The organism is Streptomyces sp. NPDC004065, from assembly GCF_044903565.1.
Taxonomy (GTDB): domain Bacteria; phylum Actinomycetota; class Actinomycetes; order Streptomycetales; family Streptomycetaceae; genus Streptomyces.
On sequence record NZ_JBJDQT010000024.1, the window covers coordinates 38945 to 63901 of the forward strand.

Here is a 24957-nt window from a genome sequence, read left to right on the forward strand (position 1 = left end):
CCGTCGGCACGGCGCATTCTGGCCGCGGCGGCCGGGGCGCGTACAGGGCTCACACCGGCAGGGTGTGCGCCCGCGGGCCGCCGGACGCGGGCCGGGCGGCGCCCACGCGCCGGCCGGGTCGCGCGACGGCGCTCACCGGGCCGCCGGTCTCACAACAGCTGCTGTCCGCCGTCGATGTCGTAGGTTCCCCCGGTGAGAACCGGGTTGGTCATCAGGTGGACGGCGAGCGCGGCGACGTCGCCCGGTGCGACGACGCGCCCGACGGGAAGGGTGGCGCGCAGCTGTTCCCGGCGCTGTTCGAGGTCGTCGCCGAGCAGCCGGGCGGACAGCGGGGTGTCGACAAAACCGGCGGCGATGAGGTTGGCCCGGACGGGTGCGACTTCCAGGGCGAGGTTGGCGATCAGCGCCGGCAGCGCCGCGGTGAGGGCCCCGGAGACGATCATGCCGAGGCCGGGGCGCCGCTGGACGCCGCCCATGAACAGCAGCGTGCCGGCGGGACGTATCCGGCCGACGGCGGCACGGGCGAGATGCAGGGGCAGCCAGATGTGGTCCTCGACCTGGCGACGGGCCCGGTCGAAGTCCAGGTCGGCCAGCCGTGTGTAGTAGTTGCCGCCGGCGGTGACCATCACGTGGTCGACCGGCTCGGGCAGCTCGGCGAAGAACCGCCGGAGCTGTTCGGGGTCGGTGGCGTCGAAGGCGGCGGTGCCGCGGGCCCCGACCTCGGCGGCGGCGTGCCCGAGCCGGTCGGGATCGCGCCCCACCAGGAGGACGTCGGCGCCTTCGCCGCGGGCCTGGCGCGCGGTCTCCAGACCGATGCCGGCGCTGCCGCCGAGCACCACGACGGTCTGGCCGGACATCCGGGGCTCGGGCGGGGCCGTCGGGGCGGACCGGGCAGTGTTCATGGCTTCCTCCCACGCGGGCGCGCACGGAACGTCTCCGGCCGCGGCACGGGGACCGGCGGACGGCGGACCGGCGGACCGGCGGACCGAAGCGTCTCCGGCCCAGCGCGGCCGCCGGGCGGGAGCGGCCGCAGACCGGAACGGCCGCCGGACCGGGGCGGCCGCCGCGGTCACCCGGCGGCCGGGCGGGCCCGGGTCACCGGCGGGACGACCACCGCTTGGGTGTCCTGCCGTCCTGCCGCCGGTCCGGGCCGGCCGCACGCGATGGCGACGGCGCCGCACGGGCGGCCGGCACCGTACGGGGCACACCCGCCGGGGTGCGCCTCGTGCGCCGCCTTCCCTCCGTCGCCTCCGCGGAGGGAAGAAGGCGTCCCGCCGCGTCCGTAGCGGCCGACGTCCCGCCGCTTCCCTGGCGGCCGTGTGCCCTCGCTTCCGTAGCGGCCGTCCGGCCGTCCTGCGACCGCTTCCGTGACAGCCGTCGCGCCACCACCTTCGTAGCGGCCGTCCTCCTCCGCCGCGTCCGCGGCGGCCGTCGTGCCGCCCTGTCCGTAGCGCCGTCGTGCCGGTGTCGTCGCCGCGGCCTCTCCGCGGCACGGCAGGACATCATCCTCGCGCCGTCCCGGCTCCCTCGCACCAGGAGAGGGCGTCGGGACGGCGCGCGAGGCCGGCCGCGGGGCGTCAGGGCGCGGTGCTCTCCGCGAGGCGCTCGATCCTCAGCAGGCGTGGTGGCCGTACGGCGGGCTCGGGCAGACGCAGGGGCGACCGGCCGGGGGTGATGCTGCCGAGGAGCGCGGCCCGGCGGGCGCCGGTGCCCGAGGGCAGGGCGCCGGGCAGGCCGTGCACCGTGAGGAACCCCAGCACGGCGAAGGCCAGGGCCTCCTTGGCGTCGGAGGGCAGGCCCAGCTCGTCGCTGGGGCGCAGCCGTACGCCGGGCAGTTCTTCGGCGATCATGCGCATCAGGACCGGGTTGCGCAGGCCGCCGCCGGAGACGACCAGTTCGGTGACCCCGTGGGCGCGGCAGGCGCCGGCCACGGTGACGGCGGTGAGCCGGGTGAGGGTGGCCAGCACGTCCTCGGGGGCGGGGGTCGGCGCGGCGTCCAGGGCGCGCAGCAGGTAGGGCAGGTGGAAGTGCTCCTTGCCGGTGCTCTTGGGGGCGGGCCTGCGGTAGTAGGGGTCGTCCAGGAGGACCCGGAGCAGTCCGGGGCTGGTGCGGCCGGCGGCCGCCCGGCGTCCGTCCTCGTCGTAGCCGGCGGCCCCGGCGGTGAAGTGCCGTACGGCGGCGTCGAGCAGCGCGTTGGCGGGCCCGGTGTCGAAGGCGAGGGGCTCGGCGCCGGGCGCGAGGACGGTGACGTTGGCGATGCCGCCCAGGTTCAGCGCCGCCGGGGTGCCGGGCAGTCCGCGCAGCAGCAGCGCGTCGGTCATGCCGACCAGCGGCGCTCCCTGCCCGCCGGCGGCGACGTCCCTGCTGCGCAGGTCGGAGACGACCGGGAGTCCGGTGGCCTCGGCGATCCAGGCCGGCTGTCCGAGCTGGAGCGTGCCGCGCACCGTGTCGTCCTCGACCCAGTGGTGCACGGTCTGGCCGTGCGAGACGACCAGGTCGGCGGTGCCGCCGCACAACTCGCGCAGCGTGCGTTCCGCGGCGGAGGCGAAGGCCCGGCCGATGCCGGTGTCCAGCGCGCACACGGCCTGCGTGGTGGTGGCCGCCGGGGGCAGCGTGGCCGCGATCAGGTCCTTCAGGTCCTCGGGGTAGGCGGTGGAAAGGTGCCCGAGGGGCCGCAGGGTCAGGGTGTCGCCGTCCAGGGCGAGGTCCGCGGCGGCGGCCTCGATGGCGTCGTAGGAGGTGCCCGACATCAGGCCGATCACGCGCACGGCGCCTCCCTGCGGCTGCGGGTGCGGGCGCGGCTGCGGCTGCGGGTGCGGGTGCGGGTGCGGCTGAGAATGTGGCTGCGGCTGCGCATTGGCCGTGGGTGCGGCTGCGGCATGCGTGCTCCGTGGTGTGGGGGGACGGGCGCGGGGCCGCCCGGGCGGCCCCGCGCGTCGGGCGGTGTCACTCGCGGCCCGCGGTGGCGGTGACGCGGTCGGCCCCGCCCCCCTGTCCGCCGTCGCCCACGGCGATGCCGGCGGTCGTCTCGGGGGCGCGGTGGAACAGGCTCATCAGTCCGCCGACGGCCAGGGTGACCAGTACGCCGATCGGCACCAGCCACTGCGCGGCGATCGCCGTCGGCACGGTGGCACCGGCGACCGTGACGTCGATCTTCACGTCGCGGACGATGTACGTCATCACGGCGACCGTCACCAGGAACGCCACGATCGAGTCGGTCTCGTTGGCCCGCCGGACGAGGCGCCCGAGCAGGAAGGCGCCGAGCAGTGCGCCGTAGGTGTAGCCGGCGATGGTCAGGCCGGTGAGGTAGACGTTGCCGGTGCTGGTGCTGAAGGCGCAGGCGAAGACTGCCATCAGCACCGCCCATACCAGGGTCATCACCCGGGCGAGCCGGAGCAGGAACTCCTCGGAGGGCGTCCGGCGGAAGAAGCTGTGGATGATGTCGGCGACCGTCGAGTTCGACATGGAGTTCAGCGCGGAGGACAGCGAGCCCATCGCGGCGCCGAGGATGCCGGCCACCAGCAGGCCGGAGACGACCACGGGCAGCCCGTGCAGGATGAAGTCGGGGTAGAGGTTGTCGGAGCTGCTCAGGCCCAGTTCCTTGAAGCTCTTGCCCTCGTTGTACGACCACAGCAGCGCGCCGACCAGGGAGAAGGCGGCGAACTGCAGGGTGACGAAGACACCGGAGGCGATCATGGCCTTCTGCCCGTCGCGCAGGGAGCGGGTGGCCAGGATGCGCTGGACGATCAGCTGGTCGGAGCCGTGGCTGGCCATCGCGAAGATCGCGCCGCCGATGATCGCGGTGGGCAGGGCGAACGGGCTGGTGAGGATGTGCGCCGGGTCGAAGTCGGTGTCGAAGAGCTTGAACTGGCCGGCGTGCAGGGCGTTCGCGAAGCCGTCGCCGCCGACGTGTCCGGACAGCACGGCGATCGCGAGGACGGCGCCGCCCAGGTAGAGGCTCATCTGGATGGCGTCGGTCCAGATGACGGCCTTGATGCCGCCGAGGTAGGTGTAGACGACGGTGATCAGGGTCAGCACGACGATGATCAGCCGGTAGCCGGCGTGCACGCCGAACTCGTCGAGCAGCAGCTTGATCGGGATGGCGGAGGCGAACAGCCGTACGCCCTCGGCGAGCAGCCGGGTGAAGACGAAGGTCACCGAGGCGAGCCCCTGGAGTCTCAGCCCGAACCTGCCGCCGAGGTACTGGTAGGCGCTGACGAAGCCGCCGCGCTTGTACAGGGGGATCAGGACGGTGGCCACGACCACGCGGCCGATCACATAGCCGAGGGCCAGTTCGACGTTGCCGAAGCCCTGCCCGCTGTAGGCGCCGCCGGGCACGCTGATCACGGTGAGCACGCTCGTCTCGGTGGCCACCACGGAGAACGAGACGGTCCACCACGGCATGTGGCCCTCGCCGACGAAGTAGTCCTTCGCCGACTTCTGCCGGCCGGCCAGCCGCAGTCCGATCACGGCGATCGCCACCAGGTAGACGAGGACCACCACGAGGTCGAGTTGGCGCACGCTCACTCCTCAACAACGGCCGGACGGTTGACCGGCGGGACGGGGACGGTGGGGCGGGGTGCCGTCCGCCGTACGCGGACGACATGGGGTTCGTGCGGTGCGCCGGCGTCCAGCGCCAGCAGGCGTGCGCCGTCCAGCGGGTCCCCGAGCGGGGGCCGCGGGCGCAGAGGGTACGGGGAGCCGGCGAGCGCGGCGCGCAGCGGAGCGAGGAGGGGTTCGCCCAGGCCGGTGAGCCCGCCGGTGACGGCGACCGCGACGGGTTCTCCGTCATGGCGGGCATGGCCGTCACGGCCGGCGTGGCCGGCGTGGCGGGTGATGCGGCGGGCGGCGGTGAGCACGGCCTCGGCCAGCGCGGTGGCGGCGTCGGCGAGGACGGCGCGGGCGGGGGCGTCGCCGGCCTCGGCCGCCCCGGCCACGTCCGGTGCGAAGGACGCGGCGGTACGGGCGGGGTTGCCGTCCCGGCCGAGGGCCGCCGGCAGCAGGTCCGGATCACCGAAGCGCTCGACAGCGGCGGCCAGCAGTGCGGTGTCCGGCCCCCGCCCGTCGTGGGCGCGCAGCGCGGCCCGCAGTCCGGCGGCGCCGATCCACGCCCCGCTGCCCTCGTCGCCGAGCCAGGGGCCCCAGCCGCCGACCCGGGCGTACGAGCCGTCGTCGCCGATGCCGACGGCGACGGAGCCGGTGCCGATGGCCAGCACCACCCCGGTACGGCCGCCCAGCGCGCCCGCGTGCGCGGTGACGGCGTCACTGGTGACCGCCACCTCGTCGGTGGGCAGGTCGTCCAGGAGCAGCCGGGCCAGGGCGCGGGCGGCGTCCGGTGCGGCGGCCGCTCCCGCCGCGCCGACGCACACCGAGGCGGGACGCGGCGAGGGCCGCCGTTCCAGGAGCGGCCGGACGGCGGCCAGTACGGCGGCGCGGGCCAGGGTCACTCCGCCGGCGGCGGCGAGACCGGGCGCGCCGGGCACCTCGTGGACGCCGTTGACGTAGTGGGCGCCGTCGGTGCTGTCGTACAGCACGGCACGGCAGCCGGTCTTGCCCAGGTCCACCGCCGCTGCAGAGGTCATACGGCACGCCTTCGTGTCTGCGGGGATCCGGCGCGTCGGCGGTCACGGGACAGCGCGGCCCCTCGGGGCCGGCAGGCCGGTGGCCGCCGCGGATCACGGTCCAGCGAGTATCAGAACGCCGCCCTCCGGATGTCAATAAGTAACTTCATGTAACTCGGGCCGTAACTTTTTGACGGCCATGCGGGGGGTGGTTAGGGTGTCGCCCACCCCGTCAGGAGGGAACGGCCCATGTCCCGCCAGGAACCACCCCGCGCACCGGCCCGGCCGGCGCGGGACGCCTCCCCCGCCGAGACCCTGGCGCGCATCCGCGCGGCGCTGCCCTCGCTCGCCCCCTCGGAGCGCAGGGTGGCCGACGCGGTGCTGGCCGACCCGGCGCGGGCGTCGGAGCTGTCCATCGCCGCGCTGGGCCGGCGGGCCGACACCTCGGTGGCCACGGTGATGCGCTTCTGCAGGACCATCGGCGTCGCCAACTACCCCCAGCTGCGCCTGGCGCTGGCCGCCGCCGCGGCCCGTGAGCACGCCCTCGGCGGCGAGCGCCCGGCGCCGGGCACCGACATCAGCGCCACCGACACCCTGGACGAGATCGTCGGCAAGATCGTCTACAACGAGGTGCGCGCGTTGGAGGACACCGGGGCCGGGCTGGACACACAGGTGCTGGGCCGTGCCGTCGAGGCCGTGGCGGGGGCGCGGCGGATCGACATATTCGGCGTCGGCGCGAGCGCCTTCGTCGGGCAGGACCTGCACCAGAAACTGCACCGCATCGGCCACATGGCCTTCGTCTGGACCGACCGGCACGCGGCGCTGACCGCCACCGCCCTCGTCGGTCCGGGGGACGTCGCCGTGGCCGTCTCGCACTCCGGGGAGACCGAGGACACCGTCGAGCCGCTCCAGGCCGCCGCCGAGCGCGGCGCCACGACCATCGCGCTGACCAACGTGCCGCGCTCCACCCTGGCGCAGAGCGCCGACCTTGTCCTTGCGACCTGCGCCCGCGAGACACCGTTCCGCTCCGGCGCGACGGTCAGCCGTATCGCGCAACTGGCGGTCGTGGACTGTCTGTTCGTCGGCGTGGCGCAGCGCTCCTTCGACGCCACGGCGACCGCTCTGCCGGCCACCTACGGCGCGGTCCAGCGCCGCAGGCGTCCCCCCGTGCAGCGCCGCACGGCGGGCGAGGACTGACCGCCGCCGCGCTCCGTCTCCGCCGGTCAGTACGCCTCGACAGCCGGCGCCACGCCGCGCACGACGGCACGCCCGGCATACGGGCATACGGGCATACGGGCGCGGAGCCTGACGACGGCGCATCCGGTGCGACCGCCGGCCGCCGCTCGGTACGCGGCCCAGCCGCTCGGCGCGCAACTTCCTCGGCACCCCCGAAGCCCACCCGGCACGCGGCCGGGTCCGCCGGGCCGCCGGGCCGCCGGCGTCGTGCCGTTGCCGGCGGTGGTGCCGGAGGCAGCGACGGCGGGGGTCGCAGACCCGGGCGGCCGCACGGCGGGGTGCTCAGCGCCCCGGTCGCCGCCCTCGCGCCCCGTCCCGCCCGTCCGCACCGGCCGGTGATCGTGCGGCCGTCGTCGCGAGCGCGGCCGTGATCAGCGCGGCGGGCAGGGCGGGAGCCGCGACCGGCACCCACCGCGCCGCCGCGCCGGCCGCCAGCGCACCGGCCACCAGCAGCAGCAGGACCACCGTGGTACGGCGTTGCAGCCGCCTGTTGACCGTCAGATCGACGACGACGCCCGTCATGGCCCCGGTCATGTAGGCCGTCGTCACCCTGCTGCCCAGGACGACACGGACGGCGCCGCTCTGGCAGCCCATGGTCCAGGCGGCGACCGCCTGCAGGGCGGTGCGCACGGCCGTGCCCGGCGCGCCGTCCGTCGCCAGCCAGGACGCCGCGACACCCCACAGGGCCAGGCACTCCACGGTCAGTGGCCCCGTGATGCCGGCCGCCCACCGGGGGCGGCGGGCGGCGGCGAGCCCGCTCCCGGCCGCGACGCCGAGGAGGTAGGCGGCGATCGCCATGGCGGCGAGGGCCGCGAGCGCCGGCCGCTGCTGGCCCAGACCGACCCCGAGCAGCGCGGAGTTGGCCGTCATCACGCTGGTGAAGACGCCGCCCCACATCAGATAGCTGACGGCGTCGACGGCGCCGGCGGCCGCGGTCATCAGCATCTGCGCGGCCACCGGTCTCGCCGGCCGGCGGACCGCTGGGCGGGACGGTTCGCCGTGCGTCACGCCCGTGGAGCCGTCGTGCTCGGCGTGCTCGGCGTGCTCGGCGTGCTCGGCGTGCTCGGCGTGCTCGGCGTGGGCGCGCCGGGGTGGTCCTCCGGGAGGTTCCGCGGGGGCGCGGGGCGGAGCACGCCGGTGCCTTTGGCGAAGCCGGCCGGTCTGCCGGGCAACTCGGTCACCCCTTCCCTCCGTTCGGGTGCCCGCGCTCGGCCCTCGCACGGAGCCCGCACAGCGGCGGTTCGCACGCGCCGGCCGGTGTACGGGCAGTGCTCCCGCAAACTCTAGGGCGGTACGCACGGGGCCTGCCACCGCTCGGGGGGCCGCTACCAGTCGTGCACGGTGCCGTCCCGCAGCCTGTTCACCGGCAGGTAGGCGGGCTGGTAGGGGAAGCGGCGGGCCGCCCCGGTGTCGAGTTCGACGCCCAGGCCCGGTGTGTCGGACGGGTGAAGGAGGCCGTCGTCGAAACGGTAGGAGGTGCGGAAGACCTCCAGCGTGCGGTCGGAGTGGGGCATGTACTCCTGGATGCCGAAGTTGTGGACGGCCAGGTCCAGATGGAGCGCGGCGGCCATGCCCACCGGGGAGATGTCGGTCGGACCGTGCATGCCCGACCTGACGCCGTACACGGCCGCGAGGTCCAGCAGCTTCCTCATCGCGGTGACACCGCCGGCGTGGGTGACCGCGGAGCGCACGTAGTCGATCAGGCGCTCGCCGAGCAGCGTGGTGTAGTCGTGCACCGAGTTGAAGACCTCGCCGATGGCCAGGGGTGTCGTCGTGTGGTGCCGGATCAGGCGCAGCGCCGACTGGTCCTCCCCCGGTGTGGCGTCCTCCAGCCAGAACAGGTCGTACGGCTCCAGCGCCTTGCCCAGACGTGCCGCCTCGATGGGCGTCATCCGGTGGTGCCCGTCGTGCAGCAGCGGCAGCCCGGGGCCGAACTCCGCCCGTACGGCCTCGAAGACGGAGGGCAGATGGCGCAGATAGGCGCGTGTGTCCCAGGTCTCCATGGCAGGCCGGGGCGGGCCGCCGGTGGCGGCGCGGCGCGCCGGCTCGTAGTCGTAGCGGTCCCCGCCGCCCGCGCCGGAGGCGGCGACGCCGTACACGGAGTCCAGGCCGGGCACGCCCGTCTGGACGCGTATGGCCCGGTAGCCCAGCTCGAGGTGCTCGCGCACGGAGTCGAGCAGTTCCGGCACGTCACGGCCGGAGGCGTGCCCGTAGGCCAGGGCGCCGGTGCGGGAGGCGCCGCCCAGCAGCTGGTACAGCGGCATCCCGGCGTACTTGGCCTTGATGTCCCACAGGGCCGTGTCCACGGCTGCCACGGCCGCCATGGTCACCGGGCCGCGCCGCCAGTACGCGCCGCGGTACAGGTACTGCCAGGTGTCCTCGATGCGGGAGGCGTCGCGCCCGGCGAGCAGGGGCACGACGTGGGAGTCGAGGTAGGCCTGGACGGCCAGTTCACGGCCGTTGAGCGTGGCGTCGCCGAGGCCGGTGACGCCGTCCTCGGTGGTGATGCGCAGGGTGACGAAGTTCCGTCCCGGGCTGGTGACGATCACCTCGGCGGACACGATCCGCATGGTGGTTTCCCCCTCTTCTCGGTCGGTTCACTCGGTGGGCCGGCCCGGCCGCCGTTCGCCTCGGCCGCCGGCCCGCCGCTCCGCCGGTCGGCGATCCGGCGGCGACAGCGGGTCCGCGCCGGCGGGACGCGGAGCTCAGCGGGTGCGGGCGCGGCGGGCCAGCTCGGTCTGGACCTCGGCGACGATCCGCTCGGGCGGCAGGGTGCCGTCGACGCTCATCCCGGCCTCGTCCTCGTCCAGCGGCTCCAGGTCCTCGAACTGCGAGGACACCAGGGAGGCGGGCATGAAGTGCGCCGCCCGGCCCGCCACGCGGGCGTCGGCCTCCTCCCGGTCCACCACCAGGTGCACGAAGAACGTGTCGGGATCGGCCACGCGCAGCAGCTCTCGGTAGACGCGGCGCAGGGCGGAGCACGCGAGTACGAGCCCCTCCTCCGGGCCTGCCGCCCGGATGCGGCCCGCCAGGGCGGCGAGCCAGGGGCTGCGGCTGCGGTCGTCGAGCCGGATGCCGCTTCTCAGTGACGCCAGGTTCTGTGCGGGGTGGTGGTCGTCCCCCTCCTCGAAGGGCGCCCCGAGCGACTCCGCCAGGTACTCCCCCACGGTCGTCTTGCCGCATCCGCTGACGCCCATGACGACGACGGGGGCACGCCGGGCGCGCACCACCGCGGCCATGGCCTCGCGGAAGCCGTCCCGGTGCGCGGCCGGCAGGCCGTTGGCGTCGAACTGGGCCAGCCCCGCCCGCAGCTTGTCGCGCACGCCGCGGTCGTGCAGCCGTCCGCTGCGGATCTCGGCGAGGAGGGCCTCGGAGAAGGCCTCCGCGGCCATGGGCAGCCCCTGGTCGACGGCGTGCGCGAGCCCCATGTGCAGCCACATGGCGATGGGTTCGGGGCGGGTGGGGTAGCTCTGCACGGCGCCGGCGCCGACGACGGCCCGCACCGGCCTGACCGTGGCCTCCCGGTGCCGGCCCGCCCAGTCCCGGTCGATGCGGTGGTTGAGCGCCATGACGGCCGGGTCGGCCAGGTGCAGGAACAGCTCGTTGCGCGACCCCCTGAGCAGGGTGCGGTGGAAGGCGGCGTCGACGTCCCGGAAGCGCTGCCGGACGGCGGCTCCCTCCTCGGGACGCGCGAAGTGCGGGTCGCGGCTGAGGGCGAGCAGGGTGCGGGCGTGGCCGGTGAGGTCGTGGCAGATCTCCGCGGACCGGCCGAGCGCGGCCAGCCGGGCCGCCCGGGGCTCGATCACCTCGCGCAGCTCGGTCAGCGACCGCATCTGGCTGTCCGGTGCCACCTCCAGGCGCCAGGCGATCACATCGGGGTCCAGCAGGTCCCACCGCTCCAGCGGCAGCACGGTGGCCCCGACCCGGGCCTGGAGGTTGACCAGCCCCTTGAGGTGCAGCGTCTGCAGTGCCTCGCGGGCCATGGGACGGGTGATGCCGAACTCGTGCATGACGGCGTCCACCGTCAGGTGCCGGTCGCGGGGTTTGACGCCCTCCACGATCTGGCAGCCCAGTCGTTCCACCACCTGCGCGGTGGAGCCCGGTGACGCGTTCTCGGTGCCGGCCGGCGGGTCGAACTCGGGACCAGTCATGCCCTGAACGCTATGTCACGGCGTTCCTGTGGTCACCGGTCCGCGCGGCGGCGGTGGAAGCGCGGGGGGCATCGAGGGCGCGCGGCGGAGCGCGTGACCCGGCGCGTCCGCGCCCGTGCGCCCAATCGGGGGCTCATGGCGCATCAGAAGCCTTTTCTGATGCGTCTCGGATGGCTACGTTGGTCAGTCATTCGACGTCATTCGACCGATTCCGCTGGTGCCTTCCCGTTCTGACCGAGCCGCAGGAGAGCCCCATGCCCGAACCCGAACCCACCTCGCCCACCGGCGGTCCGCCGGAACGGCTGTCTCTGCGCTGGGCGCTCATCCTGCTGGCCGCGGTGGTGGCGGGGCTGCTGGCGGGCCTGCTGACGTACGCCCGGTCGGGGGACTGGCCCGCCTGTCTCCTGGCGGCCCTCGGCGCGAGCGGGGCGACCCTGGTGAGCCTGCCCCTCCTCGTGTGAGGGCCGCCGCGGCGTCCCGGTGCGCACCGCCTCACTTGGTCAGCGGGCCGAACTCCTTGCGGGTGTCGACCGGGTCGCCGAAGAGCTGCCAGCGTTCGCCCTTGAAGCGCATCAGCCGCATCGTCTCGATGGGGAAGGCGTCGCCCGGGCCCGTGGACAGGGTGACCCCGGGCAGCAGCAGGCCCACCTTCACGTCCCTCAGGTGGCGCACCGCGTCGCGGAGCCCTTCCCTGGTGGGGCACTTCATGGTGTCCAGGGCCTTGTGCAGGCTGGAGGCGACGGCCCAGCCGTAGGCGTTGAACTGGTTGTCCGGGTCGGCGGAGGGCTCGTACTTGTGCAGGGCCTCCTTGTAGGTCCTGATCTCGGGGTCGCCGGCCCACTGCCGGTCGGCGGGGTCCTTGAAGTACGTCGCGGAGACCACGCCCTGGACGTTGCGGAAGCCGACCGGCTTCAGCACCGCGGCGGACGAGGCCACGTTGTTGACGATGTGCAGCGGGTTCCAGGCGGTGTTCCGGGCGTCGGCGGCGAGGGCCTGGCTGGCGAACTTGGGCGTGGTGACGTCCAGCAGCACGTCCGCCCGGGACCGGGCGAGGCTCGTCATCTGCGCCGAGACCGAGGGGTCGGTGACCTCGTAGCTCTGCGTGGCGACCACCTCGACGCCGCTGCCGGCGACGGCCTTGCGGAACCCGCCGAGCAGGTCCTTGCCGAAGTCGTCGTTCTGGTACAGGACCGCGACCCTCGCCCTGGGCCGCGCGTCCCTGAGGTACTTGGCGTACACCCGTGCCTCGGCCACGTAGTTGGGCTGCCAGCCGATCGTCCAGGGGTGCTGGTCGTCCGTGCCCCAGACGGAGGCGCCCGTGGCGACGAAGGGCTGGGGCACCTGCCGCTTGTTCAGGTAGTCCCGCACCGCCGCGGTGGAAGGGGTGCCCAGGGTCTGGAACACGGCGAACACCTTCTCCTGCTCGACGAGTCTGCGCGCCTCCTCCACCGCCTTGGGCGGCTGGTAGCCGTCGTCACGGACGACGAACTCCACCTTGCGGCCGCGGATGCCGCCCTTGTCGTTGACGTGGTGGAAGTAGGCCGACACGCCCTGGCTGATGGTGCCGTAGGCGGAGGCCGGTCCGGACAGCGGGTAGATCCCGCCCAGCTTGATCGTGGTGCCGGTGACTCCGGTGGTCCGGCAGTCGCCGCCGGCGGCGGACGCGCCGTCGTCGTCGCCGCGCTGGCCGGCGCAGGCGGTGGCGGTGAGCAGGGCGGCGGCAGCGGCGGCGGCCGCCCGTGCGGCGGTGGACTTGCGCATGGGTTCAATCCCTTTCCGTGCGGGGCGGTACGCCCACGGGTTCGCCGGCGTCGGCGGGTCGGGGTGCCGGCGGGTCGGCGGGCCGGCGGGGGGACTCCTCCGCGGGCCGGTCGTCGGACTCGCACGCGGGCCGGTCCGCGGACGGGTCCGGGGTCCCGTCCAGGGTCCCGTCGGGGGTCCCGTCCGGGGCCTGCGGGTCCGCGGGTGCGAGCGGTGGGGCGGAGGCGGGCACGGGCTCCGGGGCAGGCTCCAGGACGGGCCCCGGCAGCGGATCCGGGACGGGCCCCGGCGCGGGATCCGGGACGGTCCCCGGCGCCGGCTCAGGCGCGGTGCGCGACGCGCGGCGGGCGGCGGCCCGCAGGCGGCCCGGCAGCCCGGCCAGTCCCGTCGGGGCCACGAACATCACCACGATGATCAGCAGGCCGAACACCACACCGGGCGCCGCGTCGCTGAGGTCCTGGGACACGCTCGGCACGTACATCACGAACGCCGCGCCCAGCAGCGGCCCGTACAGCGAGCCCAGTCCCCCGACCACCAGGCCGGCCAGCAGCGTGATGGACAGCACGAAGCCGAAGGAGTCGGGCGAGACGAACCCGATCACCCACGTGTAGAGGCAGCCGGCCACCCCCGCGAACATCGCGCTCCAGGCGAAGGCGAGCGTCTTGTGCAGGGACAGCCGCACACCCATGACCTCCGCGGCGCTCTCGTTGTCCCGCACCGCCCGCAGGGCCCGGCCGGTCCGTGAGTGCAGCAGGTTGCGGGCGAGCAGCAGGGCCACGGCGGTGACGGCGAGGACGACGAAGTACGTCCACTGGTCCTCCGCCAGCCCGCTCCAGGCGGGCGGCCGCGGTTTGTCCACCGTCAGGCCCATGGAGCCGCCGGTCAGCGACTGGAGCCGTTTGAGCAGCGGCGGCAGGAACACCGCGAACGACAGTGTGACCAGCGCCAGATACAGTCCGCGCAGCCGCAGGGCGGGCACCCCGAAGGCGAGCCCGAGGAGGAAGCAGCCCGCGGCCGCGACCGGCAGGGTGGCCAGGTGGCCGGTGCCGTACCGGTCGAGCATGACCGCCGTCGTGTACGCTCCGGCGGCCAGGAACGCACCGTGCCCCAGCGAGATCTGCCCGCCGAACCCGACGAGCAGGTTCAGCCCGGCCAGCGCCACCGCGTACAGCAGCACCATGGTCAGCTGGAACACCTGGAACGGGGCGAAGTAGAACGGCACGTATCCGGCGGCCGCCGCCGCGAGCAGCGCGCCGAGCGCCGCCCGCAGCCGCCGGGCCCGGGGGGTGCCGAGTACCGCGACGATCGTGTTCATGCGCGTTCCACCGCCGCCCGTCCGAACAGGCCCTGCGGCCTGACCAGCAGCACCCCGAGGATGATCGCCAGGGGTACGCCCACCTTCAGGTCCTCGCCGACCACGTCGACGTACGCCCCGGTCAGGGTTTCGGCGACGCCCACGAACAGTCCGCCGGCGACCGCGCCGACCGGGCTGTCGAAGCCGCCCAGGGTGGCCGCGGCGAACGCGTAGATCAGCACCCCGCCCATCATGTTGGGCTCCAGGAACAGCAGCGGCGCGACGAGCACGCCGGACACGGCGCCGACCGTGGCGGCCAGCCCCCAGCCGAGCATCAGCACCCGGTCCACGCGGATGCCCGACAGCCGTGCGGAAGCGGGGTTGCCGGCGACCGCCCGCATCACCAGCCCGGCGGAGGTGTGCTGGAACAGCAGGTAGAGCAGGCCCATCACGACGGCGACGACCCCGATGACGCCCAGCGTCGACCAGTCCACGCGCACCCCGGCCAGGTCCGGCCCGCCGTCCGGGAACGGCCGCGGGAAGTCCTTCACGGTGAACGACCAGATCAGCCCGGCCAGCGCGTTGACGAGGATGAACAGGCCGACCGTGACGATGACCAGGGTCAGCTCGGGCGCGCCCCGCACCGGACGGATGACGATCCGCTCGATCAGCATGCCGCCGGCGAAGGACACCGCGAGGGTGACCGGCAGCGCCAGCCAGAACGCCATTCCGGACGCCATCAGCTGCCAGGCGACGTACGTCGAGAGCATCGCCAGCTCGCCCTGTGCGAAGTTGACGATCCCGGTGAACCGGTGGATGAGGACCAGGGCAAGGGCGAGACTGGCGTACACCGCGCCGGCGCCCAGCCCCTCCACCACCTGCTGGAGGAGATCGGTCACCCCGCTCACCCCGCCTTCGCGGAGGCGGCGGTGATGCCGAGGTACACCTCGGCGACCTGCGCGTCCTCGCGGATCCGTGCGGCCGGCCCGGACAGCACCAGGCGGCCGGCCTCCAGTACGTGCGCCTGGTGCGCGACGTCCAGCGCGAGCCGGGCGTTCTGCTCGACGACGATCACAGTGGTGCGTTCCTCCTCGTTGACGGCACGGACGATCTCGAACAGCTCGCGGGTCACCAGCGGCGCGAGCCCGAGGGACGGCTCGTCCAGGAGCAGCAGGGCGGGCCGCGACATCAGCGCCCGGCCGATCGCGAGCATCTGCTGCTCCCCGCCGCTGAGGCTGCCGGCGGCCTGGCGCTGCCGGCGGCGCAGGACGGGGAAGTAGCCGTAGATCCGGTCCAGTTCGGCCGCCAGGGCCGCCCGGCCGGCCCGGCCCCGGCGCAGCGGGCCGGTGCGCGGGTGGGCGCCGACGCGCAGGTTCTCCTCGACGGTCAGGTCGTTGAAGGTGCCCCGGCCCTCGGGCACATGGGCCACGCCCAGCCGGGCGGCCTGTTCCGGCCGGCGTCCCAGCAGCTGGGTGCCGTCCAGGGTGACCGAGCCCCGGCCGCGGACCATGCCGCACAGCGCCCGCAGGGTCGTGGTCTTGCCCGCGCCGTTGGGTCCGAGGATCGCGCACACCTCGCCGCGGGCCACCGTGAGGTCGATCCCGTGGAGCACCCGTGCCTGGCCGTATCCGGCGTGCAGGTCACGGACGTCGAGGAAGCCGGGCTCCGCGGCCGTCCCCCGCCCGTCGCCGCCGGTGGTGGTCCCGTTCACGCCGGCACCCCCAGATACGCCTCCACGACGGCCGGGTCGCGCTGGACCAGGGCCGGCGGGCCCTCGGCGATCCGGCGGCCGAAGTCGAGGCACACGATCTTGTCGCACAGGCCCATCACGAAGCCCATGTGGTGTTCGACCACCACGAGCGTCAGGTCGAAGTCCCGGCGCACCGACCGGACCAGGTCCGCGAAGTGGGCGACCTCGCCGTGGCTGAGCCCGTTGACGGGCTCGTCCAGCAGGAGCAGCCGGGGCCGCACCGCGAGCGCCCGGGCGAGTTCGACGCGTTTGAGCGTGCCGAACGGCAGCCCGGAGGCGGGGCGGTCGGCGACGGCGTCCAGACCGAGCCGGCGCAGCAGGTCGTCGGCCTGGTCGCGCAGTTCCCGCTCCTCCCGCCGCACGCGGGGCAGCCGCAGCGCGGCGGCGAGGTGCCCGGTGCGCCCCCGGCTGTGCGCGCCGACCATCACGTTCTCCCGGACCGTGAGCCCCGGGAACAGGCCGAGGTTCTGGAAGGTGCGGGCGATCCCGCGCCCGGCCACGGCGTGCGGCGGCAGGGCGAGCAGGTCCTCGCCCTCGAACCGCACCCGTCCGCCGTCGGGGGTGCACCGCCGGGTGAGGCAGTTGAACAAGGTGGTCTTGCCGGCTCCGTTCGGCCCGATGAGCCCCACGGCGCTGCCCGGCTCGACGGTGAACCCGACACCGTCCAGTGCCGTGATCCCGCCGAAACGCACGGTGATACCGTCGACCGTGAGCATGAGTGACGCCCCTTCCGAGGTGCTGGGGGGTGGGCGAGCGTCACAGTAGGTGGCGGCGTTCCGGCCGCACATTGGGTGCGGGCACCCAACTTCCGCGCCGCGAACCTGTGCGCCGCGCACAGGCCGCCGCGAACCGCCCCCGCCGGCCCTGTTGACGGAGCACGAACCCTGCCGCGACGATCGGCGCCATGCCTCGCGGTCCCGCCCTGGGCGCCCCCCGACCCGCCGAGCCGCTGCACGAGGAGCGGCAGCGGATCCTGCGCGCCGTCCACGACCGGGTGGAGGAGGTCGCGGAGACCGCGGTGGCGGTGATGCGCGCGGAGATCCCCTCGTACGCGCTGCAGGACGAGCGGTTCTTCGCGGACGTGCGCGACCAGGTACTCGAGCACTACCGCATCCAGCTGGCGGCGCTGGCCGGCGGCCGGGACATCGCCCCCGAGGACCTGATGTTCAGCCGGGCCGCGGCGATGCGCCGGGCGCGGGCCGGGTTCGCGCTGGAGGACTGGATCAGCGCCTTCCGCATCGGCCGGCAGGTGCTGTGGGACACGCTGCTGGAGTGCGCGGGCTCCGCGCCGCGGGCGCAGCAGGCGGCGTTGTCCCTCGTCACCCCGCTGATGCGGTACGTCGACTACTCCAGCACCCACGCCGCGCAGGCGTACGTGGAGTACCAGCAGCACGTGGTGGCCGACGCCGACCGGGAGCGGCGCGACCTGCTGGACCAGTTGCTGGCCGGGGCGGCGCCGACGCAGCCCTCGCTGCTCGCGGCGGCGCAGGCGTACGGCATCGGCCCGCGCTCGCCCATGATGGCGGTGGTGGCGGTGTGCGTCGGCGACAGCCGCACCGGGGACCGCGCCCTGGCCGAGCAGGGGTACGCCGCCGGCGCGTCGATCAGCGTGGCCGGGCCCTGGGCGGGCCGGACCCTGGTCGTGGTGCGGCACGGTGAGGTGGTCGCCGTGCCGGTGGTCCGCGCCGGCATGAACGACGAGGACATCTGCACCCACTTCGCGGCGCTGCAGCGGCGGCTGGCCCGGGAGGGCACCATGCTCGCCATGGGCATCAGCACCGTCGCCCACGGCGCGTCCGAACTGCCGCGCGCCTACCGGGAGGCGCGGGCCGCCCTCGACCTGGTGCCGCGCGGGGGCGGGGTGGCGGCGCTGCCGCGGCTGTCCCCCTTCGACTACCTGGCGCTGCGCGCCGACGAACTGGCCCGCCGGCTGGTCGATCCCCGGGTGCGCGCGCTGCTGGAGGAGGACCGCAGGCGCGGGGACACCCTGGCGGCCACCATCCGGGCCTTCGCGGAGGCCGACCTGAATCTGCGGCTCGCGGCCGACCGGCTGCGGGTGCACCACAACACGGCGCACTACCGGTTGCGCCGGATCGAGGAGCGTTCCGGCCGCAATCCGCGCCGGATCGCCGACCTCCTGGAACTGCTGGTCGCCCTCGCCCTGCGCGACGGCGCCCGGGAAGGTGGGGATGATCGGTGAGCGGCAACGCGGAGCCCGCCGGGGCCGGGACGGCGCGCCGGCCCGCCGACGCGCCGGGCACCTGGGACACGCCGGAGGGGCACGCCGGGGCGGACCGTTCCGTCCGGCGCGTCCTGCTGGACGCCGCGCTGGAGGTGTTCGCCGAGCGCGGCTACACCGACGCGAGCCTCACCGAGGTCGCCGCGCGCTCCGGCATCCCGGTGGGCAGCCTCTTCCAGCACTACGGCGGGAAGCGGGGGCTCTACCTCACGCTGTGGGAGGAGTTCCGGGAGGAGCAGGAGCGCCGGACCGCGGCCACCGTGGCCGCCGCGCGCGGCCGTGGCGTGACCGACCCCATCGGTCTCTTCGTGGCCGGGGCCAGGGCGTACCTCGAGGGCGCGTGGGCGCACCGGCGGCACGCCCGGCTCTTCGCCCAGGACGACGCCCCGGCCGGATTCGACGCGCTGCGCCGGCAGTGGGACCGCGCGTGGGTGCGGCGCAACGCCCGCCTGCTGGAGGTGGACGAGCGACGGCGCGCCGGGCGGGTGCGGGTGCGGGTGCTGACCACCGTCATCGGCGGCGCGGCGCGTGAACTCGGCGACAGCGAGGACGAGAAGGAGGCCCGGGAGGTCGTGGACGAGGTGTGCGGCATCCTCGTCCATCTGTCGGCCCCGCCCGGGAACGGTGCCGGCCCGGCGGAGGGCGCCGGCGAGGGGCCGTACCCGGCCGCGGATTGAGACGAGGCCGCGCCGGCTGCGTATCGCTTCACGGGCAGGCGCGGCGGCCCGTGCCCGCCCCCGCCGCGGCGTCCTTCCCTCCCCCAGCGCCCGGCGGCGCGGGCGGGCCGCGGAGGAGTGCCGATGGAACGCGACGACACCGGTCCCGGGCGGTCCCGCACGACCCCCGAGGGCGACCCCGTCCAGGGCGTCCGGGACTCCTTCCGCCAACTCCTGGACGCGCTGGAGGCGGCCCGCGCCGACCTCCACGCCTGGCCGGCGGACCACGCACGTCCGGCGGAGCGGTCGAGCACCACGACGGCCCCGGCCCCGGCGGTGCGCTCCGGGCCGGCGGGACGCCCGGACCCCGCGGGGTACTACGGACCGGCGGGACTCTCGGACCCCGCCGGGAACTCCGGGCCGGTGGGACGCTCAGACCCGGCGGGGTACTCGGTCCCAGCGGTGCGCTCCGGACCGACGGGACACTCGGACCCCGCCGGGCACTCAGACCCAGCGGTGCGCTCCGGACCGGCGGGACTCTCGGACCCCGCCGGGAACTCCGGGCCGGTGGGACGCTCAGATCCGGCGGGGTACTACGGACCAGCGGGACGCCCCGACCCGGCGGAGCACTCGGACCCAGCGGTGCGCTCCGGACCGGCGGGACGCTCGGGCCCCGCGGGGTATTACGGACCGGCGGGACGCCCCGACCCGGCGGGACGCTCAGACCCAGCGGTGCGCTCCGGACCGGCGGGACGCCCGGACCCAGCGGTGCATTCCGGACCGGCGGGACACTCGGACCCCGCCGGGAACTCCGGGCCGGCGGTGCGCCCGGACCCCGCGGGGTACTACGGGCCGGCGGGACACTCGGACCCCGCCGGGCACTCCGGACCGGCGGGACGCTCAGACCCGGCGGGGTACTACGGACCAGCGGGACGCCCCGACCCGGCGGAGCACTCGGACCCAGCGGTGCGCTCCGGACCGGCGGGACACTCGGACCCAGCGGTGCATTCCGGACCGGCGGAACTTTCGGACCCCGCCGGGCACTCCGGGTCGGCGGGACGCTCGGACCCGGCGGGGCTCGCCGGTCCGGTGGTGGGCTCAGGGCTTCCGGCACGCGTGGAATCACCGGAGCGCTCCGGGGGCCTGGCGATGGGCTCGGGTACGACAGCGTATGCGCGTCCGGCGGGGCACTCAGGACCCGCCGCACCCTCGGGTGGGACCGGACGCTCCCGCCCGGCGACGGACTGGTCAAGTCCGGCGGAACTCCGCGCACCTGCGGCACCCTCAGGTCCGGTGGAGCACCCCCGTCCGGCAAGGGGAGCAGGCACCACGGCGTACGCGCGGCCGGCGGAGCGGCCCGGCTCGGCCGCGCGACCCGCACGGGCGGAGCCGGCCGCACCAGGGGCGCGGTCCGTGCCGCCCGTGCCCGGCCGGCGGCCCGTCGTCCCGCCCCTGCCGGTACGGGGACCGGTGACCGCGGGGCCCGAGGGCACGCCGGCCGCCGGGGCGGTGGACGACACGGGGGACGGAGCCGGCTCAGAGTTCGGCGGCGCCGGCCGGCGCCGCGCGCGGCTCGCCGGCGTCCTCGGGCTGAGCGCGCTCGGCGGGTTCGTCCTCGGCTGCGCCGTGCTCCCCGACGGACACGCCGCACCCGCGCGGCCGCCCGCCCCCGTGGAGAGCCCCGACCACCCGCCGGGCGGTCTTCCGCCGCAGGGCGGCGCCCCGCTCCCCCAGGTCACCGGGACCGGGGTGCTGCGCCCGGGCGACAGCGGCCACGGCGTGTACGAACTGCAGGTGCGTCTGCTGCAGATCCCGCATCTCTACGAGGGCGGCGCCATGACCGGCCGTTACGACGAGGCGGTCCGGCGGGCCGTGGCGCTCTTCCAGGAGCGGTACGGGATCCGCGGGGACGAAAGGGGGGTGTACGGGGACAACACCCGGTACGCGCTGATGCTGCGGACCAAGTGAGACGTCACTCGCTCCCCGTGGAGTCCAGGTGGGCGAACACGACCACGTTGGCCTCGTAGTTCCTGGTGGTGCGGTTGAAGGTGCCGCCGCACGTGATCAGCCGCAGTTCCGGGGTCGGTGTGTCGGCGTACACCGCGTCGTCGGGGAAGTCCGCCTTGCTGAAGGTGCGCACCGAGTCGACCTTGAAGTGCGCGACGACCCCGTCCGAGCGTGTGATGTCGACGGAGCTGCCCTCCTCCAGGGAGTCGAGTTCCGCGAACACCGCGGGTCCCTTCTCCGTGTCGACGTGCCCCACGACGACCGCCGCGCCGCGCTCGCCGGGAGTCACCCCGCCGCCGAACCAGCCGACGAGGTTGGCGTTGTCCACGGGGGGCGTCCCGAGCTGGCCCGAGGGCTCCAGGGACACCTTGGTGAACGGTGCGTCCACGCCGATGTCGGGGATCGAGAGACGGATGGGCGCGGACCGGGACAGCGCCTTGTCGTCGGCCTTGTCGGCCCCGTCGGTCTTGTCGGCCCCGTCGGTCTCGTCCGCCCCGTCGGCGCGGGCGGGCGTGGGCGCGGGGTGCTGGGAGACCGGCGTGTGGATGGCGGCCGGCGCCCGCGGGATCTCGGCCGGGCCGGACAGGGAGTGGTGGATGAGCAGGACCCCCAGCCCGACCGCTGCCGCCGACCACAGCAACGAGTGCCGGCGTGGCCGCGTGGCGGGCTTGGTCCCGGACTGCTCCGGCTGAGGCGGCTGGGAGGAGGCCATGCGCGATGCCTTTCAGGACGGCGGGTGTTCAGGGGAGGCGGGGAGAGGCGGGAGAGGTGGGAAGCGGTGGGAAGCGGTGGGGAGCCGCCCGCCGCGGTCCTCGTCGCCCCCGGGGGATGACGAGGACCGCGGCGAAGCGGCGGCCGGACGGGAGGAACGGACTCAGGCAGCCGTGGTGCCGGACGCCTTGCGGCGGCGCAGCACGTACGCGCCCGCTCCCAGACCGCCCAGGACCAGCGCGGCCCCGGCGCTCAGACCGTTGCCGGCGTCGGCGAGACCGCCGCCACCGGCGTGGACGCCACCGTGCGGCTTGCGCCCACGGCCCTCGTCGTCCTTGGAACCGTGGTCGTCGTCGCCCTTGGAGTAGCCGTGGTCGTCGTCGCCCTTGGACCCGTGGTCGTCGCCCTTGGAACCGTGGTCGTCCTTCGAGCCACCGCGGTCGGAGCCGCCCTCGTCGCCCTTCGAGCCACCACGGTCGGAGCCGTTGTCGTCGTTGTCGTCGCTGTCGTCGCTGTCGTCACGGCCGCCCTTGTCGCGGCCGCTGTCGTCGGTGGTCCGCAGGGCCAGCGCGCCGCCACCGGCGTGCACGCCACCGTGCGGCTTGCCGTGGCGGCGGCCCTCGTCGTCCTTCCCGCCCTTGTCACCGTGGTCGCCGCCGCGCGACGAGCCGTGGTCGGAGTCGTCCTTCTTGGAGGAGTCGTCCTTCTTGGACGAGTCGTCCTTGCCGCCGTAGCCGTTGTCGTCGGAGTCGTCGTCCCCCTTGTCGCCGTGCGAGCTTCCGCCGTCGAACGCGGCCTGCTGCGTGGAGCCCGGCACGGAGAGGAGCGTGGCACCGGCGACGGGCGCGGAGAGGGCCACGGTGGTGGCGACGGCTGCCGCCGTGAACAGAGTACGAGTGATACGCATGGGTGTTCCTTCCGCCGCCGCTGCGAGAGCCGGCACACCACCGGCTCACTCGGAATCGCAGTAGCGACGTGATCACACTCGGCAGGATTGCGGCGCGCTACCACTGGGGAGCAGCATTCGGGCTACGGCCCGTTCCTCCCTTTGCCGATTGTCCCTGCTCGGAGTCCCTGTCAGCGGCAGTCGTAGGTGAGGGGCACCCTGACGGTGCGATAGGTGGGCGACAGCAGGCGCAGCTCGGCCCTCGCCCGGTAGCGGCCGGTGCCCTGAAACGTCCACAGCAGGTGCAGCTCGGCGCGCTTCTGACCCCGGGTCACCACTTCGCGGAGCACGCCGGAGGTCGAGCCGTCGCTGCGCACCCACCGGTAGGTGAGGGTGCCGGGTCGTCCGTCCGTGGTCACGACGCCCACGACATCGGCTGTTTCACCGCACGTCAGGACGGCGTGGTCGGCACGGGCAGCCACTTGGCGGACACTCACGGAGGGGCCCAGGTGCTGCCAGGCCAGGAACGCCAGGACGGCGGCCAGCACCGCGGCGGGCAGGGCATGCCGCCGCACCCGCCCGTCCCGGGTGCCCCGGCGGGCCGGGACCGTGGGCACGGTGGGCGTGGCGGACGCGCCGGGCACGGCGGGGCCGGCCGGGCCCGTGCGCCGTTCCAGGGCGGCGGCGACGCCGGGGCCGAAACGCAGGACCGTGCCCTCGGCGCGGCCGGGCCGCGCGTCCGGTGCGGCCTGCGGCCACCCGGACGGGACCGTGGGTGTTCCGGTGTCCGGCCCGGGTCGCTGGATCCAGTGACTGGCGAGGACGGTGGCGCTGTACTCCTCGTCCGCCGGGCCGTGTTCGTGTGTGTCCGGTCCCGGTGCGGGTTCGGCCGGGAGCCTGACGGTGGCCGTGGGTGTGCGGTCGTCGGGCGCGGTCATCGTATGTCGCACCCCCGGGCGAGAAGCTGCTGCGACGCGCCGCCGTCCGCGGCCGCCGGTACGGTCGTGGCCCGCACGGTCCAGTAGCAGCCGGCGCCGAGGAAGCCGTGGTCGACGGTGAGCGTGTACGTGGTGGCGCCGCTGACGGACAAGCTCTGGGCACCGCCGTCCTCGGTCCCGGGCTCGCCCTTGGAGCTGCTCGTGTACCAGGCCACCGAGACCGTCACCGGTCCGGTGCCGTCCGTGGTGACGGTGAGGGTGGCGGTGGCCGTCGACGGGCCCGTCCGGCGGAACGACGAGATCGTGACGTCCTTGACGGCGGGGGCCGGTGGCGCTCCGGGCGTGGTGGTCGCCGGGGTGCTCGCGGTGGGGGTACCGCCGGCCGTCGGCTCCGCGGAGGACGCCGTGGCGGAGGCGGGGCCGGAGACGGGCGGCGAGGGGGTGTCCGCGGGTCCGGACGCCGGGGGGTGTGCCGTCGCCGTGCCGCTCGGGCCGGAGGTCGCGGGGTCCGGCGGCGCCGGCGTGGCCGACGTCGCCGGCGCCGTCGGCGGTCGCGCGGGCGCGGCCGGCGTGAGACCGGGGCGGGCGCTGGTGGTGGCGACGGCTCGCGCGGCGGGCTGGGCGGTGTCCGCGGGCCGGCCGGAGCCGTACGTCAGCACGAGCGCGAGGAGCAGGGCCGCACCGGCCACCAGCATCCCCGGGACGGTGGGCCGCCAGCGCGCCCAGCCGGGGTCCGGCCGGCCGGCGAGCACCGTCCGGGCGGTGTCCGTCGTGGTCCGCGGGGCGCTGCGGGCCGAGGGCAGGAGCAGCGGCAGCAGCGCCACGAGTGCGGCCAGCCCGCGGCGTCCGCGCTCCTCCCACCCGGGGCCGTACGCGGCGCCGGCCACCGCCTCCAGTTCCGCCACGAACTCCCGTGCGTGCGCGGGGCGTTGCCGCGGTGACTTGGCCAGGCCGCGCAGCACCAGGGACCGCACCCGCTCCGGCACCTCCTCGGCCGGGACGGGCGCGTCGACGTGCCGCAGCGCCAGTTCGGCCAGGTTGTCCCCGGAGTAGGGCCGGTGGCCGGTCAGGCATTCGAAGAACGTGGCCGTGGCCGCGTACACGTCGGCGGCCGGTGAGGCGGGGGCGCCGGTCCACTGCTCGGGGGCCATGTAGGAGGGGGTGCCGGCCACCCCGGAGCCCGTTCCGGCGTCGACCGCGATGCCGAAGTCGACGAGCTTGGACGTGCCGTCCGGCATGACGAGCACGTTCTCGGGCTTGTAATCGCGGTGCACCACGCCCACGTTGTGGGCGGCCGCCAGTCCCAGCAGTGAGCCCTTCAGCACCACGAGGGCGGCCTCCGGCTCCAGCGGGCCCCGCCGGCCCAGCAGGGTGCGCAGCGAGACGCCGTCGACCAGTTCCATCACGATGGCCGCCCCGCCGGGGGACTCGACGTACTCGTAGAGGCCCGCCACGTGCGGGCTGTCCAGACCGCCCAGCAGCCGCGCCTCCGTCCGGAAGCCGTCGACGAACCCCGCCCGCGTGCGCAGCGCGTCGCTGAGGTACTTCACGGCGACCGGGACGCCGGTCTCCTCGTGGACGGCCAGCACGACCCGCCCGCTCGCTCCCGAGCCGAGTTCCAGCGACTCGGTGTATCCCGGCACTGCCCAGGTGTTCATCCGTTCCCCCCGTGCCCGCGTTCCTTCTCCCCCGGCTGGTGACCGGGGGAGGTTTCGGGCCACGCGCGAAGAGACACATTTTCCGGCCGGTCCGGTTGCACGTGGGGGT

General features: G+C 75.1%; 21 protein-coding genes. 5 read left to right on the top strand and 16 right to left on the bottom strand.

What is annotated here, in order from left to right; translation table 11 throughout:
• Positions 1-149 precede the first annotated feature (149 nt).
• The 4 genes from ACI2LW_RS23720 to ACI2LW_RS23735 all read right to left on the bottom strand — a co-directional run bounded on the left by ACI2LW_RS23720 (position 150) and on the right by ACI2LW_RS23735 (position 5582).
• Positions 150-902: an SDR family oxidoreductase gene (locus tag ACI2LW_RS23720; protein WP_404733227.1), complete on the bottom strand. Its 753-nt coding sequence runs from the start codon at positions 900-902 to the stop codon at positions 150-152.
• A gap of 675 nt (positions 903-1577) precedes the next feature.
• Complete coding sequence (locus ACI2LW_RS23725) at positions 1578-2768, bottom strand: anhydro-N-acetylmuramic acid kinase (protein WP_404733228.1); 1191 nt, start codon at positions 2766-2768, stop codon at positions 1578-1580.
• A 178-nt stretch (positions 2769-2946) separates the two neighbouring features.
• A complete protein-coding gene (locus ACI2LW_RS23730; protein ID WP_404733229.1) occupies positions 2947-4521 on the bottom strand; it encodes a sodium:solute symporter in 1575 nt (524 codons plus the stop codon).
• Between the two features lie 2 nt (positions 4522-4523).
• Entirely contained in the window at positions 4524-5582 is a 1059-nt protein-coding gene (locus tag ACI2LW_RS23735; RefSeq protein ID WP_404733230.1) for a BadF/BadG/BcrA/BcrD ATPase family protein, read from the bottom strand.
• 228 nt (positions 5583-5810) lie between these two features.
• Between ACI2LW_RS23735 and ACI2LW_RS23740 the strand changes: the two genes are divergently transcribed.
• The gene (locus ACI2LW_RS23740) at positions 5811-6758 is read left to right on the top strand and encodes a MurR/RpiR family transcriptional regulator (RefSeq protein WP_404733231.1); all 948 of its coding nucleotides are present in this window, start codon (positions 5811-5813) and stop codon (positions 6756-6758) included.
• A 321-nt stretch (positions 6759-7079) separates the two neighbouring features.
• On the opposite strand, the gene ACI2LW_RS23745 is transcribed toward ACI2LW_RS23740, so the two are convergent.
• From ACI2LW_RS23745 to ACI2LW_RS23755, 3 genes are all read right to left on the bottom strand, one after another.
• Entirely contained in the window at positions 7080-7742 is a 663-nt protein-coding gene (locus ACI2LW_RS23745; protein WP_404733232.1) for a DUF1275 family protein, read from the bottom strand.
• A 380-nt stretch (positions 7743-8122) separates the two neighbouring features.
• The gene (gene manD / locus ACI2LW_RS23750) at positions 8123-9367 is read right to left on the bottom strand and encodes a D-mannonate dehydratase ManD (protein ID WP_404733233.1); all 1245 of its coding nucleotides are present in this window, start codon (positions 9365-9367) and stop codon (positions 8123-8125) included.
• Positions 9368-9502: 135 nt separating this feature from the next.
• Entirely contained in the window at positions 9503-10948 is a 1446-nt protein-coding gene (locus ACI2LW_RS23755) for a gluconokinase, GntK/IdnK-type (RefSeq protein ID WP_404733234.1), read from the bottom strand.
• A gap of 254 nt (positions 10949-11202) precedes the next feature.
• Between ACI2LW_RS23755 and ACI2LW_RS23760 the strand changes: the two genes are divergently transcribed.
• Positions 11203-11409, top strand: coding sequence for a hypothetical protein (locus ACI2LW_RS23760; protein ID WP_404733235.1), 207 nt, complete (start codon positions 11203-11205; stop codon positions 11407-11409).
• A 31-nt stretch (positions 11410-11440) separates the two neighbouring features.
• Here the strand turns inward: ACI2LW_RS23760 and ACI2LW_RS23765 are convergent, their stop codons facing one another.
• The 5 genes from ACI2LW_RS23765 to ACI2LW_RS23785 are packed head-to-tail and all read right to left on the bottom strand — an operon-like array spanning position 11441 to position 16469.
• Positions 11441-12709, bottom strand: a complete 1269-nt coding sequence (locus ACI2LW_RS23765) for an ABC transporter substrate-binding protein (protein ID WP_404733236.1) — start codon at positions 12707-12709, stop codon at positions 11441-11443.
• Positions 12710-12713: 4 nt separating this feature from the next.
• Positions 12714-14024 carry a branched-chain amino acid ABC transporter permease gene (locus tag ACI2LW_RS23770; protein ID WP_404733237.1) on the bottom strand — a complete coding sequence of 437 codons (1311 nt, stop codon included), beginning with the start codon at positions 14022-14024 and terminating at the stop codon, positions 12714-12716.
• Entirely contained in the window at positions 14021-14902 is an 882-nt protein-coding gene (locus ACI2LW_RS23775) for a branched-chain amino acid ABC transporter permease (protein WP_404733238.1), read from the bottom strand. The genes ACI2LW_RS23770 and ACI2LW_RS23775 overlap by 4 nt, the downstream gene beginning before the upstream one ends.
• A gap of 5 nt (positions 14903-14907) precedes the next feature.
• A complete protein-coding gene (locus ACI2LW_RS23780) occupies positions 14908-15714 on the bottom strand; it encodes an ABC transporter ATP-binding protein (RefSeq protein ID WP_404733239.1) in 807 nt (268 codons plus the stop codon).
• Positions 15711-16469: an ABC transporter ATP-binding protein gene (locus ACI2LW_RS23785; RefSeq protein ID WP_404733240.1), complete on the bottom strand. Its 759-nt coding sequence runs from the start codon at positions 16467-16469 to the stop codon at positions 15711-15713. Before ACI2LW_RS23785 ends, ACI2LW_RS23780 begins: the two co-directional genes overlap by 4 nt.
• Before the next feature lie 188 nt (positions 16470-16657).
• Here ACI2LW_RS23785 and ACI2LW_RS23790 point away from each other — a divergent pair, with 188 nt between their 5' ends.
• From ACI2LW_RS23790 to ACI2LW_RS23800, 3 genes are all read left to right on the top strand, one after another.
• Positions 16658-17953, top strand: a complete 1296-nt coding sequence (locus ACI2LW_RS23790; RefSeq protein ID WP_404733241.1) for a PucR family transcriptional regulator — start codon at positions 16658-16660, stop codon at positions 17951-17953.
• On the top strand, positions 17950-18669 hold the full coding sequence (locus ACI2LW_RS23795; protein ID WP_404733242.1) for a TetR/AcrR family transcriptional regulator: 720 nt from the start codon (positions 17950-17952) through the stop codon (positions 18667-18669). Before ACI2LW_RS23790 ends, ACI2LW_RS23795 begins: the two co-directional genes overlap by 4 nt.
• A 1449-nt stretch (positions 18670-20118) precedes the next feature.
• A complete protein-coding gene (locus tag ACI2LW_RS23800) occupies positions 20119-20616 on the top strand; it encodes a peptidoglycan-binding protein (protein WP_404733243.1) in 498 nt (165 codons plus the stop codon).
• 4 nt (positions 20617-20620) lie between these two features.
• Here the strand turns inward: ACI2LW_RS23800 and ACI2LW_RS23805 are convergent, their stop codons facing one another.
• The 4 genes from ACI2LW_RS23805 to ACI2LW_RS23820 form a co-directional block, all read right to left on the bottom strand.
• Entirely contained in the window at positions 20621-21367 is a 747-nt protein-coding gene (locus ACI2LW_RS23805) for a class F sortase (protein WP_404733244.1), read from the bottom strand.
• Between the two features lie 162 nt (positions 21368-21529).
• Complete coding sequence (locus tag ACI2LW_RS23810) at positions 21530-22273, bottom strand: hypothetical protein (RefSeq protein WP_404733245.1); 744 nt, start codon at positions 22271-22273, stop codon at positions 21530-21532.
• Between the two features lie 170 nt (positions 22274-22443).
• Entirely contained in the window at positions 22444-23190 is a 747-nt protein-coding gene (locus tag ACI2LW_RS23815; RefSeq protein WP_404733246.1) for a hypothetical protein, read from the bottom strand.
• Positions 23187-24848 (bottom strand): protein kinase, encoded by a 1662-nt coding sequence (locus tag ACI2LW_RS23820; RefSeq protein ID WP_404733247.1) that lies wholly within the window; start codon positions 24846-24848, stop codon positions 23187-23189. The genes ACI2LW_RS23815 and ACI2LW_RS23820 overlap by 4 nt, the downstream gene beginning before the upstream one ends.
• Between the last annotated feature and the right edge of the window lie 109 nt (positions 24849-24957).

What these genes read in the sequence shown, in the direction of transcription:
- ACI2LW_RS23720 (WP_404733227.1), bottom strand. Translation starts at nt 902, where the DNA reads ATGAACACTGCCCGGTCCGCCCCGACGGCCCCGCCCGAGCCCCGGATG.
- ACI2LW_RS23820 (WP_404733247.1), bottom strand. Translation starts at nt 24,848, where the DNA reads ATGAACACCTGGGCAGTGCCGGGATACACCGAGTCGCTGGAACTCGGC.
- manD (WP_404733233.1), bottom strand. Translation starts at nt 9,367, where the DNA reads ATGCGGATCGTGTCCGCCGAGGTGATCGTCACCAGCCCGGGACGGAAC.
- ACI2LW_RS23770 (WP_404733237.1), bottom strand. Translation starts at nt 14,024, where the DNA reads ATGAACACGATCGTCGCGGTACTCGGCACCCCCCGGGCCCGGCGGCTG.
- ACI2LW_RS23810 (WP_404733245.1), bottom strand. Translation starts at nt 22,273, where the DNA reads ATGCGTATCACTCGTACTCTGTTCACGGCGGCAGCCGTCGCCACCACC.
- ACI2LW_RS23790 (WP_404733241.1), top strand. Translation starts at nt 16,658, where the DNA reads ATGCCTCGCGGTCCCGCCCTGGGCGCCCCCCGACCCGCCGAGCCGCTG.
- ACI2LW_RS23785 (WP_404733240.1), bottom strand. Translation starts at nt 16,469, where the DNA reads ATGCTCACGGTCGACGGTATCACCGTGCGTTTCGGCGGGATCACGGCA.
- ACI2LW_RS23740 (WP_404733231.1), top strand. Translation starts at nt 5,811, where the DNA reads ATGTCCCGCCAGGAACCACCCCGCGCACCGGCCCGGCCGGCGCGGGAC.
- ACI2LW_RS23745 (WP_404733232.1), bottom strand. Translation starts at nt 7,742, where the DNA reads ATGCTGATGACCGCGGCCGCCGGCGCCGTCGACGCCGTCAGCTATCTG.
- ACI2LW_RS23805 (WP_404733244.1), bottom strand. Translation starts at nt 21,367, where the DNA reads ATGGCCTCCTCCCAGCCGCCTCAGCCGGAGCAGTCCGGGACCAAGCCC.
- ACI2LW_RS23755 (WP_404733234.1), bottom strand. Translation starts at nt 10,948, where the DNA reads ATGACTGGTCCCGAGTTCGACCCGCCGGCCGGCACCGAGAACGCGTCA.
- ACI2LW_RS23760 (WP_404733235.1), top strand. Translation starts at nt 11,203, where the DNA reads ATGCCCGAACCCGAACCCACCTCGCCCACCGGCGGTCCGCCGGAACGG.
- ACI2LW_RS23735 (WP_404733230.1), bottom strand. Translation starts at nt 5,582, where the DNA reads ATGACCTCTGCAGCGGCGGTGGACCTGGGCAAGACCGGCTGCCGTGCC.
- ACI2LW_RS23765 (WP_404733236.1), bottom strand. Translation starts at nt 12,709, where the DNA reads ATGCGCAAGTCCACCGCCGCACGGGCGGCCGCCGCCGCTGCCGCCGCC.
- ACI2LW_RS23815 (WP_404733246.1), bottom strand. Translation starts at nt 23,190, where the DNA reads ATGACCGCGCCCGACGACCGCACACCCACGGCCACCGTCAGGCTCCCG.